This is a genomic window from Variovorax sp. AC103 (assembly GCF_979254005.1).
In genome coordinates this window covers 316,934-329,424 of sequence record NZ_CEEDFC010000004.1, presented here as the reverse complement: position 1 = coordinate 329,424, position 12,491 = coordinate 316,934, and the positions used below count along the sequence as shown (strand labels likewise).

The window sequence follows — 12,491 nt, the reverse complement described above, 5'->3', positions numbered from 1 at the left end:
ATCGATAGCATCTTGGTCTGTGAGTCGCATGGCTTGCAGTGTAGTTCAGGGGACCTCTTGGACCCCCTTCAAACAAAAGGGCCACCGCGACGGGTGGCCCTTGGGGAAAGCGCCCCGGGGGAGCGCGTTTCGACGTGAAAATCAGTTGCGGGTCTGGTCGACCAGCTTGTTCTTCTTGATCCAAGGCATCATTGCGCGCAGCTTCTCGCCGACGACTTCGATCTGATGCTCCGAATTCAGGCGACGGCGGCTGATGAGTGCCGGCTGGCCGGCAGCCGCTTCGAGCACGAAGCTCTTGGCATATTCGCCGGTCTGGATGTCCTTGAGCACTTGCTTCATGACCTTCTTGGTCTCGTCGGTCACGATGCGCGGGCCCGTGACGTACTCGCCGTACTCGGCGTTGTTCGAGATCGAGTAGTTCATGTTGGCGATGCCGCCTTCATAGATCAGGTCGACGATCAGCTTGAGCTCGTGCAGGCATTCGAAGTACGCCATTTCAGGCGCGTAGCCGGCTTCCACCAGCGTTTCGAAACCAGCCTTGATCAGTTCGACCGTGCCGCCGCACAGAACCGCTTGTTCGCCGAACAGGTCGGTCTCGGTTTCTTCACGGAAGTTGGTCTCGATGATGCCGGCCTTGCCGCCGCCGTTGGCCGTGGCGTAGCTCAGCGCGAGGTCACGCGCCTTGCCGGTCTTGTCCTGGTGCACGGCCACGAGGTGGGGCACGCCGCCGCCCTGGGTGTAGGTGCTGCGCACGGTGTGGCCCGGGGCCTTGGGAGCGACCATCCACACGTCGAGGTCGGCGCGCGGCTGCACGAAACCGTAGTGCACGTTGAAGCCGTGCGCGAAGACGAGCGAAGCGCCTTCCTTGATGTGCGGGGCCACGTCGTTCTTGTAGACGTTGGCGATCTGCTCGTCGGGCAGCAGGATCATGACCACGTCGGCCGCCTTCACGGCGTCGGCGACTTCGGCGACCTGCAGGCCGGCCTTGCCGACCTTGTCCCACGAAGCGCCACCCTTGCGCAGGCCGACCACGACCTTGACGCCGCTGTCGTTCAGGTTCTGCGCATGCGCGTGACCTTGCGACCCATAACCGATGATTGCGACCGTCTTGCCCTTGATGAGGCTGAGGTCGGCGTCCTTGTCGTAGTAAACCTTCATGATGCGTCTTTCCTATTTAGTCTCGATGCACCCCCTGTACGGGGGTGCGTTCACTCACAGTTGACCGGAAGAATTCCGGTCCTTCATTTGCTGGTTGATGGACACGAGGTTGTCGTGAATGCGGAACAGCAGGATCAGCAATTCGCTATAGACGCGAACCATGATCGCGCCGAACACAAGAACGCCGATGGCCATCAGGATGCGCCCCTGGAACAATGACACGACGGTCATCACGAGCACACCCAGCAGTCCGAGGAAATACAGTATCCGGATGATGATGGGCGTCACCATCTTGTCGAATCCCAGCAAGTCTTGCATTCACCTTCTCCTCATGTATTGATAAACGATGGAACTGAGGGATTTGCACCCCCCTTTACACGCGCAGAATGCGCTCGCCGCGCCCGATGCCGCTGGCACCGGTGCGGACAGTCTCGAGGATAGCGCTACGCTCGATCGCTTCCAGAAAAGCGTCGTTCTTGCCGTGGTCGCCGGTGAGTTCGATGGTGTAGCTCTTGTCGGTCACGTCGATGATGCGGCCACGGAAGATTTCCGCCATGCGCATCATTTCCTCGCGCTCCTTGCCGACGGCGCGTACCTTCACCATCATGAGCTCGCGCTCGGTGTAGGCACCTTCGGTCAGGTCGACGACCTTCACCACTTCGATGAGGCGGTTCAGGTGCTTGGTGATCTGCTCGATCACTTCGTCGGAACCGTTCGTGACGATGGTCATGCGCGAGAGGCTCGGATCCTCCGTGGGCGCCACCGTCAGCGATTCGATGTTGTAGCCGCGGGCCGAAAAAAGGCCCACCACGCGGGAAAGAGCACCGGGCTCGTTTTCCAGCAGCACTGCAATGATGTGTTTCATGTTTGCGTGACTCCTCTTTTCGCCGCCCTCCCCCACGCACGGTAATGCGCAGGCTCGGCGGGCAATAGATTCGTCAGTGAATAGTTAAGCGAATGCGCCGTTGATCAGAGATCTTCGGAGCCCAACAGCATTTCGGTGATGCCCATGCCGGCCTTCACCATCGGGAACACGTTCTCGGTCGGGTCGGTACGGAAGTCCATGAACACCGTGCGGTCCTTGAGCTTGCGCGCTTCGCGCAGCGCGGGCTCCACGTCTTGTGGACGCTCGATCAGCATGCCGACGTGGCCATAGGCCTCGGCGAGCTTCACGAAGTTGGGCAGCGCGTCCATGTAGCTGTGGCTGTAGCGGCCGGAGTATTCGATCTCCTGCCACTGGCGCACCATGCCCAGGTAGCGGTTGTTGAGCGAGCAGATCTTGATCGGCGTGTTGTATTGCAGGCAGGTGGAGAGTTCCTGGATGCACATCTGCACCGAGCCTTCGCCGGTAATGGTGAACACTTCCGAGTCGGGCTTGGCGAGCTTGATGCCCATGGCGTAGGGAATGCCCACGCCCATGGTGCCCAGCCCACCGGAATTGATCCAGCGGCGCGGCTCGTCGAATCGGTAGTACTGGGCGGCCCACATCTGGTGCTGACCCACGTCCGACGTGATGTACGCGTCGGCGTCCTTGGTCATGTTCCAGAGCGTTTCGACCACATACTGCGGCTTGATGACGTCCTTGTTGTCGCGGTCGTACTTGAGGCAGTCGCGCGAGCGCCAGGCCTCGATGGTCTTCCACCACTCTGCCAACGCACCGGCGTCGGGCTTGGTGGTGCTCTCGCGGATCATCGAGATCAGTTCGGTGAGCACGTCCTTCACGTCGCCGACGATCGGGATGTCGACCTTCACGCGCTTGGAGATGCTCGACGGGTCGATGTCGACGTGGATGATCTTGCGTTCGTTCTGCGCGAAGTGCTTGGGGTTACCGATGACGCGGTCGTCGAAGCGCGCGCCCACGGCCAGCAGCACGTCGCAGTTCTGCATTGCATTGTTGGCCTCGATGGTGCCGTGCATGCCCAGCATGCCCAGGAACTTGCGGTCGCTCGCCGGGTAGGCGCCCAGGCCCATCAGCGTGTTGGTGACCGGGTAGCCGAGCATGTCGACCAACGTGCGCAGTTCGTTGCACGCATTGCCCAGGAGCACGCCGCCGCCGGTGTAGATGTAGGGGCGCTTGGCCGCCAGCAGCAGTTGCAGCGCCTTGCGGATCTGCCCGCCATGACCCTTGCGCACGGGGTTGTACGAGCGCATCTCGACCTTGTCGGGATAGCCGGCGTAAGGCGTCTTCTTGAAGGAAACGTCCTTGGGGACGTCGACCACCACCGGCCCCGGACGGCCGCTGCGTGCGATGTGGAAGGCCTTCTTCATCGTCATGGCCAGATCCTTCGGATCCTTGACGAGGAAGTTGTGCTTGACGATGGGGCGCGTAATGCCGACCGTGTCGCATTCCTGGAAGGCGTCGAGGCCGATGGCTGCCGTGGGCACCTGTCCCGAGATGATCACCATCGGGATCGAATCCATGTACGCCGTGGCAATGCCGGTGACCGCGTTGGTCAGGCCGGGACCCGACGTGACCAGCGCCACGCCGACTTCACCGGTAGCGCGCGCATAACCGTCCGCCGCATGCACTGCGGCCTGCTCGTGGCGCACCAGCACATGCTGGATGGTGTCTTGCTTGTAGAACGCGTCGTAGATGTACAGAACCGCGCCGCCGGGATAGCCCCAGATGTACTTGACGCCTTCGGCCTGCAGTGCCTTGACCAGCACTTCAGCGCCCATGAGTTCTTGCGTGATGTTGCCGGCGCCTGAGGACGCAGCGGCTGCGGAAGCGATTTCCGCCTTGGACATTTCCATGATCAACCTTTGTTTATTTCGGGAACGAAATACCTTGGGTGCCCCTTGCCAACCCTTGTGAGGTCGCGCCAGGACTTGAGGCCAAAGCCATGGGCGGACTGATGTTCCGCCGGACCGTGACCCGTTTGCCTTTTGACTTGCAGCGCGGATTATGGCATTTCCGGCCGTTCAGATTCGCTTCAGCTGGCTTGTAAAGCGACAAAGGCATAATTCGCGGCGACAAACACCCGCGATCGCCAGACCTTCCTCCTATGCGGCGCGCTCTGCGCCCCACTCTCGCTTGGCCACTGAACAAGAACTCTCCGACTTCCTGAAAAGCGTCGAACGACGCGCTTTCAAGCGCTCGGTCTATCACGTGCGGGACGAAGAAGCGGCGCTCGATATCGTGCAGGACAGCATGATGAAGCTGGCGCAGCACTACGGCGACAAGCCGCCGGAGGAGCTGCCAATGCTGTTCCAGCGCATCCTGTCGAACTGCACGCTCGACTGGTTCCGCCGCCAGAAAACCCGTCGCGCCCTGTTCTCCAACCTCAGCGACTTCGATTCGGTCGACGACGACGGAGATTTCGACCTGCTGGAGAACTTCGTCTCGCCGACCGACTCTAGGGAAACGGAGAGCGCCGAAGACACCACGCGCCGCGCCCAGGTCTTCCACGAGATCGAAGAACAGATCGCGGCTTTGCCGGGCCGTCAACGCGAGGCTTTCCTGATGCGTTACTGGGAGGAAATGGACGTCGCAGAGACGGCCGCCGCGATGGGCTGCTCCGAAGGCAGCGTCAAAACCCATTGCTCGCGAGCCGTTCACGCTCTGAGCAAGGCGCTCAAGGCCAAGGGAATATCGCTATGAATACGAAGGTATCAACCACATCATCCGCTGCTGCCGAGGACCGGTTCGGCGAGCGCTTGACGGCTCGTTTGTCTGTCGGCAACCGTGAGCTGCCGCACGACATCGGGGAGCGGCTGCGCGTGGCGCGCGCACAGGCCGTGGCTGCGCGCAAGCTCCCCCCGCAACTGCGAACCGCCCCGGTGGCGGTGCAGTCGGGCCACACGGTCACGCTGGGTGGCAGCTGGTGGACCCGCATCGGCTCGGCGGTGCCTCTGATCGCGCTGGTGGCCGGCCTCATCACCATCAGCGTGATGCAGGACGACGACCGTGCCAGCGAGCTGGCCGAAGTGGATTCCGCGCTGCTCACCGGCGACCTCCCACCTGCCGCCTATACCGACCCCGGTTTCGCCCAATTCCTCAAGGCCGACAGCGCCTCCGACTGAAATCTTTCACCGACCGAATGCGACGCCGTTCCTCCCCCAGCGCGAACCCGCCCCGCCTGACGCGCCCGCTTCCGGCGGGCGCGGTCGTTTGGGCTGGTGCGCTTGCAGTCGCAGCCTTCGGCCTGACGCTTGCCCACGCCCAGCCTCGCACCGAGGCGGCCGCCAAATCTGCGAACGGCCCGGCAGCGGCAGCCTCCAGCCCGAAGGCTGTCTCCACGACCAAGCCCCTCTGGAGCGAACTCACCGCCGAGCAGCAACAGGCACTGAAGCCGTTGAGCGTGCACTGGAACACGCTGAACGCCGGGCAAAAGAAAAAGTGGCTGGCGCTGTCGCGCAATTTTTCCAGCATGTCGGCGGACGACCAGACCACCCTGCACAGCCGCATGATCGAATGGGCCGCGCTGAGCAACCAGCAGCGCACCCAGGCTCGGCTGAACTTCGCCGAAGTCAAGCGCATTCCGGCTGACGAGCGCAAGGCCAAATGGGAGCAATACCAAGCCTTGAGCGAGGAAGAAAAGCGCAAGCTCGCCGAACTCGCGCCAGCCAAGCCACGCGGTGCGGCCGTTCCGGTGCGACCGGTTTCGGCGCAGAAACTCGTACCGGTGCCTGCCCTCACACCCGGCGGCCAGCACACGCCCCGCATCCTGCTGGCGCCGCCAGCACCTGCTGGCGCGCCTGCCACGATCATGGTGGCATCGCCGCCGGAACGCGCGCCGGTGGCCGCAACACCCGCTGTGTCTGTCGTACCTGTCGCACCCGCACCGTCCAAGGCGACCCTGCCGCCGGTTCCGGCCGAAGCCCAGGTGCCCGCGCCGGCCGACCCGCCCTCCTCGTCTCCCTGACGCAAGGCTTCGATGGTTTCCAGTTCTCCCGAGGCGTCGCGCCCCGACCCGGTCTCGCCCGTCACGACTGCAACCGCCGCTCCTGTTTCGATAGTCCCCGGCCTCTGGCGCCGGATGGCTTGCTGGCTCTACGAAGGCATGCTGCTTTTCGCCGTGGTCTTCGTCTCGGGCTGGCTGTTCAGCACGCTGGGCCAGATGCGTGACGCCATGGATTCGCGGCGCCATCTGTTCCAAGCTTTCCTTTTCGTGGTTTTCGGCGTGTACTTCGTCTGGTTCTGGACCAAGGGCCAGACCCTCGCCATGAAAACCTGGAACATCCGCATCGTCGACGTGCACGGCCGTCCCGTCACGCAGCGCCGTGCCCTGGCGCGCTACCTGCTGAGCTGGATCTGGTTCCTGCCGCCGCTGGCCGCCATGGCGCCGTTCAAGCTGTCAGGGGGCGAATCGACTGTGCTGATCGTCGGCTGGATCGCCGTCTGGGCCCTGCTTGCACGCTTTCACCCCGAGCGCCAGTTCTGGCACGACGCCTGGGCCGGTACCCGGCTCGTCACCTCCCCACCGATGAGCCGCCAATGAGTGCCCTGCCCAAACTTCCCGACCCCGCCGTGAATCCGCAGAAGGCGCGCAAGGGCTTCGAGCGCGTCTTTCACGCCACGCTGATCTCGTTGCAGGGCCTGCGCGCCGGCTGGAGCGAGCCGGCATTCCGCCAGGAAGCCATCCTGTCGATCGTGATGATCCCGGCGTCTTTCTGGCTCGGTCGCAGTTGGGTCGAGGTCGCGCTGCTCGCCGGCAGCGCGGTTCTGGTCATGATCGTCGAGCTGCTCAACACCGCCGTGGAAGCCGCCATCGACCGCATCGGCCCCGAGTGGCACGACCTGTCCAAGCGCGCCAAGGACATGGGCAGCGCGGCCGTGCTGCTGTCGCTCGCGCTGTGCGGGGGCATCTGGGCGACGGCACTGTGGCAACGCTTCGTGTCATGAGAAGGCCTGCCGGCTGCGGCATGATGGCGGCATGAATCCTGAATTTTCGATCTGTGTGTATTGCGGCTCGCGCCCCGGCGAGCGCCCCGAGTTTTCCCAGGCCGCGCAAGCGGTCGGCCAGTGGATCGGCCAGCACCGCGGCCAACTGGTCTACGGCGGCGGCCGCACCGGCCTGATGGGCACGGTGGCCGAGGCCACCCGCCTGGCCGGCGGTCGCGTCGTCGGCATCATCCCCAAGGCCTTGGTCGACAAGGAACTGGCCAACCCGCTGTGCGACGAGCTGCATGTGGTCGACACCATGCACGATCGCAAGGCCATGATGGGCGAGCGCGCCGATGCCTTCGTGGCCCTGGCGGGCGGCATCGGCACCTTCGAGGAGCTGTTCGAGATCTGGACCTGGCGCCAGCTCGGCTACCACGACAAGCCGACCGGCATCCTCAACACCGCCGGCTACTACGACGGCCTGCTGGGCTTCCTGGCGCACAGCGTGCGCGAGGGCTTCATGGGCGATTGGCAGATGCAGCTGATTCGCACCGGCACGGACGCGACCGAACTGCTCACGGCGCTGCGTGCCGAAGTGCCGCTGCATCCGCGCGAAGACAGGTTGTCGGAAAACCTCTGACGCCCCCTTCAAGAAAAAAAGCCCCCGTCCCCGGGGGCTTTTTTCGTTCAGACGGCGTTCTCGTTCTCTTCGCCGGTGCGGATGCGCACGATGCGGTCCACGCTGGTGACGAAGATCTTGCCGTCGCCGATCTTGCCGGTGCGCGCGGAACTGACGATGGCCTCGATGCAACGCTCCACATCGGCCTCGTTCACGACCACCTCGACCTTCATCTTCGGCAGGAAGTCGACCACGTACTCGGCGCCGCGGTAGAGCTCGGTGTGCCCCTTCTGGCGGCCGAAGCCCTTGACCTCGGTCACGGTCAGGCCGGTGACGCCCACTTCGGCCAAGGCCTCGCGCACGTCCTCGAGCTTGAAGGGTTTGACGATGGCGGTGATCTGCTTCATGGTTTTCGTGCTCCGGCGGTTTCGTTGAATTTGCTGGTGATAGGGTAACGCCAATCCTTGCCGAAGCTTCGGTGGGTGACCCGGATGCCTACCGGCGCCTGGCGCCGCTTGTATTCGTTGATCCTGATGAGCCGTGCAACCCGCTCGACCACCGCGCGGTCGTAACCCGCTGCAATGATCTCGTCGATGCCCTCGTCGTCCTGCATGTAGCGTGCCAGGATTCCGTCAAGGATGTCGTAGGGCGGCAGGCTGTCCTGGTCGGTCTGGTCAGGCCGCAACTCGGCGCTGGGGGGCCGGGTGATGATCCGCTCGGGGATCGGCGCCGCGCCGGTGCCATACGGGTCGTGGGCATTGCGCCAGCGGGCCAGGGCGAACACCGTGGTCTTCAGCAGGTCCTTGATGACCGCGAAACCGCCCGCCATGTCGCCGTAGAGCGTGCAATAACCGGTCGCCATTTCGCTCTTGTTGCCGGTGGTGAGCACGATGGCGCCGAACTTGTTCGACAGCCCCATCAGCAAAGTGCCGCGGATGCGGGCCTGGAGGTTCTCCTCGGCCGTGTCCTCGGGCCGGCCCTCGAACTCATCGGCCAGCGCGCCCTTGAAGGACTCGAAGGTGTCCTTGATGGAAATCTCGTCGTAGCGCACGCCCAGCCGGGCCGCCATGTCGCGCGCGTCGATCCAGCTGATGTCCGCGGTGTAGGGGGACGGCATCATCACCGCGCGCACCTTGTCCTTGCCCAGTGCATCGACCGCGATGGCGAGCACCAACGCGGAATCGATCCCGCCCGAAAGCCCCAGGATGGCGCCCGGAAAACCGTTCTTGCCGATGTAGTCGCGCACGCCCAGCACCAGCGCGTCCCAAAGCTGTGCCTGCGCGTCGCGCGGAGCCGCCACGGCGCCGGGCTGCGCCACGAACCCGACGCCGCCCTGCGCCGTGCGCTCCAGCTGCGCGAAAAGCAGCTTCTCCTGGAAGCTCTCGGCCTGCATGGCCGCGGTGCCATCGGCCTGCAGCGCGAACGATGCGCCGTCGAACACCACCTCGTCCTGTCCGCCGACCAGGTGCGCATAGACGAGCGGCAACCCCACGGCCCGCGCGCGGTCGGCCATGCGCGCCACGCGCTCGCCTTCCTTGCCCACGTGGTACGGCGAGGCATTGATCACCGCCAGCACCTCGGCCCCGCCCTTGCGGGCGAGTTCGGCCGGCTCGTCGAACCAGGCGTCCTCGCAGATCAGCAGGCCGACCGACACGCCGCCTGCCTCGAACACGCAGGTGCCCTGCCCCGGCGTGAAGTAGCGGCGCTCGTCGAACACCTGGTAGTTCGGCAGCTCGCGCTTGGCATAGGTCTCGAGAATGCGGCCTTCCTTGATGACGCTGGCCGCGTTGTGGCGCAGTTGCACGGCCACCGACCGGCTGCGCAGGCTGCCGCCGGTCGGATGCCCCACCACCACGACCATGTCTTTGAGGTCGGCCAAAGCGGCAGCAATGCCTTTCACGGCATCATCACAGGCTTCGGTGAAGGCGGGACGGAGGAACAGGTCCTCCGCTGCATAGCCGGCAATCGAGAGTTCGGGCGTCAACAAGAGGCGCGCGCCCTGGGCATGGGCCTGGCGCGCGGCGTCGACGATCTTTTTTGCATTGCCGGCGAGGTCGCCCACCACAAAATTGAGTTGCGCGATGGCGAGCTTGAGCGTCATACAGAAGGAAGAAAAAGGCTTGAACGATTATGTCATTCGGGTTCTGTCGTCGCCGGCGGACGTGAGCCCGCAAGCCTGGAATGCGCTGCTCGCCGCCGAGGCCGAGCCCTCGCCTTTCATGCGCCACGAATACCTTGCGGCGCTGAACGACAGCCGCAGCGCCACGCCCGAGAGCGGGTGGACGCCGCAGTTCGTCACGCTGTGGCACGGCGAAGAACTGCATGCCGCGTGCCCGTTCTACATCAAGGACCATTCCTACGGCGAGTACGTGTTCGACTGGGCCTGGGCCAACGCCTACGAGCAGCACGGCCTGGCCTACTACCCGAAGGCCGTGGTCGCGGTGCCCTTCACGCCCGTGCCCGGCACGCGGCTGCTGGCTCGCGACGCGGCCAGCCGCACGTTGCTGGTGCAAGGCCTGGTGGCACTGTGCAAGCAGGAACAACTGTCGTCGCTGCACCTGCTGTTCGGCGCCCAGGCCGACATCGCCGCCTGCACCGAGGCCGGCCTCATGCTGCGCAACACCGTGCAGTTTCACTGGACCAACGCGCAGTACGCCGATTTCGACGCCTTCTTGGCCAGCCTCTCGCACGACAAGCGCAAGAAGATTCGCCAGGAGCGCCGCAAGGTGGCCGACGCCGGCGTGAGCTTTCGCTGGTCGCGCGGGGCCGACATCGCCAAGGCTGACTGGGACTTCTTCTACCGCTGCTACGAGCGCACCTACCGCGAGCACGGCAACCCGCCCTACCTCACGCGCGACTTCTTCCGGCGCATGGCCGACACCCTGCCCGAGGCCTGGCTGCTGTTCGTGGCCGAACGCGACGGCAAGCCCATGGCCGCGAGCCTGATCGCACTGTCGACCCAGCCCGATGCCCCGCTGGTCGCTTACGGCCGCTACTGGGGCGCGCTGGAGCGGGTCGATTGCCTGCACTTCGAGGCTTGCTATTACCAGCCGCTGGCCTGGTGCATCGCGCACGGTGCACAGCGCTTCGAGGGCGGCGCCCAGGGCGAGCACAAGATGGCGCGCGCGCTGATGCCGGTGAAGACCACCAGCGCCCACTGGCTGGCGCATCCGTCGTTTGCCGATGCGGTCGAGCGCTTCCTGGAGCGCGAGGGCGCGGGCATCGAGAACTACATGGACCACCTGGGCGAACGCAGCCCGTTCAAGTCCGCCTGATCCCCGCCCTGGCTGTGCCATTCGGGGCTGCTATAAAAGCGCCCGAATCCACAACAACACAGAGGGAAAACGATGCCATTCGTCGGACTGGGCCTGCACGTCATCATTGCGCTGTTCTTTGCCATCCACGCCATGCGGCATGGCAAGCAGCTGTTCTGGCTCGTCATTCTTTTCAGTTTTCCGCTGCTGGGCAGCATCGTGTACTTCGTGGTCGAGTACCTGCCTGCCTCGCGCATTCAGAACACCGCCGGCAAGGTGGCCAGCGCAGCGATCGGCTTCATCGATCCCGAGCGCGAGTACCGTGCCGCAGCCGACGCCTACGACCTGGCGCCCACCGCCCAGAACAAGCTGCGCCTCGCCAAGGCCGCACTCGACCGGGGCCAGGCCGGCGATGCCGTCGGTCACTACCGCGATGCGCTCAAGGGCCCGCTGGCCTCCGACCCGGAGCTGCAGTTCGGCCTTGCCAGCGCCCTGCTCGCCGCGGGCGGCCCGGCTGCGGGCCGCGAAGCGCTGCAGGCCCTCCAGGCACTGCGTGCCACGCGCGACGACTACCGCCGGGACGAAGTCGCGGTGCTCACCGCCCGCGCGCTGGCCGCCGACGGGCGGCAGCAGGAGGCACGCGAAGCCTTCGAGAGCGCGCTGAGCCAATACAACACGGTCGAAACCCGCGCCCGCTACATCGCATGGCTGGCTGAACAAGGGGACAGCACCGGCGCGCAACGCCAGTGGGACGAACTCCAGCAGGCGGCACGCCACTGGAACTCGCACGCGCGATCGGTCAATCGCGAGTGGATGCGGCTGGCCGGGGACGCAGTCCGGGCCTGAAGCCGCCGGTCCAGGGGCATGGCGCCCCCGGACGCTGCCTCACGGCAGCAACAACTTACTTCTGGTAGGCCGCGATGCCGTCCAGGATTTCCTTCTTGGCGGACTCGATGCCTTCCCAGCCCAGCACCTTGACCCACTTGCCGGCTTCCAGGTCCTTGTAGTGCTCGAAGAAGTGGCTGATGGCCTTCAGGCGCATCGGGTTCACGTCGTCGACCGACTTCCAGTGGCTGTAGATCGGCAGCACCTTGTCCGTGGGCACGGCCAGCACCTTGCCGTCGACGCCGGCTTCGTCTTCCATCATCAGGATGCCCAGGGGACGGCAAGGCACCACCACGCCCGGCAGCAGCGGGTACGGCGCGATCACCAGCACGTCGACCGGGTCGCCGTCGCCCGACAGGGTCTGCGGCACGTAGCCGTAGTTGGCGGGGTAGTACATGGCCGTCGTCATGAAGCGGTCGACGAAGATCGCGCCCGACTCCTTGTCGACTTCGTACTTGATCGGGTCGGCGTTCATCGGGATTTCGATCACGACGTTGAAGGCATCGGGAACGTTCTTGCCGGGGGAAACTTTGTCGAAGGACATGACGTTTTTCGAGTAGTTGAAAAGTATGAGAAGGATGGGGACAAACCCGGAGTTTACTTTCCGTGTCACCGGACGGTCGCACGCGCGCTCGTTTTTGCCTGTAAATTGCAACCGTTGGCCAATCGGCTCCGCACCCTCGGTGCAGCGAGCTTCGAGGAAGCAACGCGGCGGAAAACATGTCCCGTACGCGTTGCACGCAGGGTC

15 protein-coding genes are annotated in these 12,491 nt (G+C 64.6%); 8 read left to right on the top strand and 7 right to left on the bottom strand.

Annotated elements, in window-relative coordinates; genetic code table 11:
- Window positions 1-141 precede the first annotated feature (141 nt).
- The 4 genes from ilvC to AC0IYU_RS08230 form a co-directional block, all read right to left on the bottom strand.
- Complete coding sequence (gene ilvC / locus AC0IYU_RS08245; RefSeq protein ID WP_435438146.1) at window positions 142-1,158, bottom strand: ketol-acid reductoisomerase; 1,017 nt, start codon at window positions 1,156-1,158, stop codon at window positions 142-144.
- A gap of 54 nt (window positions 1,159-1,212) precedes the next feature.
- On the bottom strand, window positions 1,213-1,476 hold the full coding sequence (locus AC0IYU_RS08240) for a DUF4282 domain-containing protein (RefSeq protein WP_435446297.1): 264 nt from the start codon (window positions 1,474-1,476) through the stop codon (window positions 1,213-1,215).
- A 55-nt stretch (window positions 1,477-1,531) separates the two neighbouring features.
- A complete protein-coding gene (gene ilvN, locus AC0IYU_RS08235; protein ID WP_435438144.1) occupies window positions 1,532-2,023 on the bottom strand; it encodes an acetolactate synthase small subunit in 492 nt (163 codons plus the stop codon).
- Window positions 2,024-2,127: 104 nt separating this feature from the next.
- Complete coding sequence (locus AC0IYU_RS08230) at window positions 2,128-3,912, bottom strand: acetolactate synthase 3 catalytic subunit (RefSeq protein WP_435438143.1); 1,785 nt, start codon at window positions 3,910-3,912, stop codon at window positions 2,128-2,130.
- 280 nt (window positions 3,913-4,192) lie between these two features.
- Here AC0IYU_RS08230 and AC0IYU_RS08225 point away from each other — a divergent pair, with 280 nt between their 5' ends.
- The 6 genes from AC0IYU_RS08225 to AC0IYU_RS08200 are packed head-to-tail and all read left to right on the top strand — an operon-like array spanning window position 4,193 to window position 7,625.
- Complete coding sequence (locus tag AC0IYU_RS08225; RefSeq protein ID WP_435438142.1) at window positions 4,193-4,759, top strand: RNA polymerase sigma factor; 567 nt, start codon at window positions 4,193-4,195, stop codon at window positions 4,757-4,759.
- The gene (locus tag AC0IYU_RS08220) at window positions 4,756-5,181 is read left to right on the top strand and encodes a DUF3619 family protein (protein ID WP_435483896.1); all 426 of its coding nucleotides are present in this window, start codon (window positions 4,756-4,758) and stop codon (window positions 5,179-5,181) included. The genes AC0IYU_RS08225 and AC0IYU_RS08220 overlap by 4 nt, the downstream gene beginning before the upstream one ends.
- Window positions 5,182-5,198: 17 nt before the next feature.
- Complete coding sequence (locus AC0IYU_RS08215; RefSeq protein ID WP_472115048.1) at window positions 5,199-6,023, top strand: DUF3106 domain-containing protein; 825 nt, start codon at window positions 5,199-5,201, stop codon at window positions 6,021-6,023.
- A gap of 12 nt (window positions 6,024-6,035) precedes the next feature.
- Window positions 6,036-6,599 carry an RDD family protein gene (locus tag AC0IYU_RS08210; RefSeq protein ID WP_472115046.1) on the top strand — a complete coding sequence of 188 codons (564 nt, stop codon included), beginning with the start codon at window positions 6,036-6,038 and terminating at the stop codon, window positions 6,597-6,599.
- Window positions 6,596-7,003, top strand: a complete 408-nt coding sequence (locus AC0IYU_RS08205) for a diacylglycerol kinase (protein WP_435438138.1) — start codon at window positions 6,596-6,598, stop codon at window positions 7,001-7,003. Before AC0IYU_RS08210 ends, AC0IYU_RS08205 begins: the two co-directional genes overlap by 4 nt.
- Window positions 7,004-7,034: 31 nt before the next feature.
- Window positions 7,035-7,625: an LOG family protein gene (locus tag AC0IYU_RS08200; RefSeq protein ID WP_472115044.1), complete on the top strand. Its 591-nt coding sequence runs from the start codon at window positions 7,035-7,037 to the stop codon at window positions 7,623-7,625.
- A 47-nt stretch (window positions 7,626-7,672) separates the two neighbouring features.
- Here the strand turns inward: AC0IYU_RS08200 and AC0IYU_RS08195 are convergent, their stop codons facing one another.
- Together AC0IYU_RS08195 and AC0IYU_RS08190 are read right to left on the bottom strand one after the other, a co-directional pair.
- Window positions 7,673-8,011, bottom strand: a complete 339-nt coding sequence (locus AC0IYU_RS08195; RefSeq protein WP_116907431.1) for a P-II family nitrogen regulator — start codon at window positions 8,009-8,011, stop codon at window positions 7,673-7,675.
- The gene (locus tag AC0IYU_RS08190; protein WP_472115041.1) at window positions 8,008-9,705 is read right to left on the bottom strand and encodes an NAD+ synthase; all 1,698 of its coding nucleotides are present in this window, start codon (window positions 9,703-9,705) and stop codon (window positions 8,008-8,010) included. The genes AC0IYU_RS08195 and AC0IYU_RS08190 overlap by 4 nt, the downstream gene beginning before the upstream one ends.
- A 19-nt stretch (window positions 9,706-9,724) precedes the next feature.
- On the opposite strand from AC0IYU_RS08190, the gene AC0IYU_RS08185 reads away from it, so the two are divergent.
- Both AC0IYU_RS08185 and AC0IYU_RS08180 read left to right on the top strand, forming a co-directional pair.
- On the top strand, window positions 9,725-10,879 hold the full coding sequence (locus AC0IYU_RS08185) for a GNAT family N-acetyltransferase (protein ID WP_435483900.1): 1,155 nt from the start codon (window positions 9,725-9,727) through the stop codon (window positions 10,877-10,879).
- Between the two features lie 72 nt (window positions 10,880-10,951).
- Entirely contained in the window at window positions 10,952-11,704 is a 753-nt protein-coding gene (locus AC0IYU_RS08180) for a hypothetical protein (protein ID WP_472115039.1), read from the top strand.
- 55 nt (window positions 11,705-11,759) lie between these two features.
- On the opposite strand, the gene ppa is transcribed toward AC0IYU_RS08180, so the two are convergent.
- The gene (ppa, locus tag AC0IYU_RS08175; RefSeq protein WP_116907427.1) at window positions 11,760-12,287 is read right to left on the bottom strand and encodes an inorganic diphosphatase; all 528 of its coding nucleotides are present in this window, start codon (window positions 12,285-12,287) and stop codon (window positions 11,760-11,762) included.
- Between the last annotated feature and the right edge of the window lie 204 nt (window positions 12,288-12,491).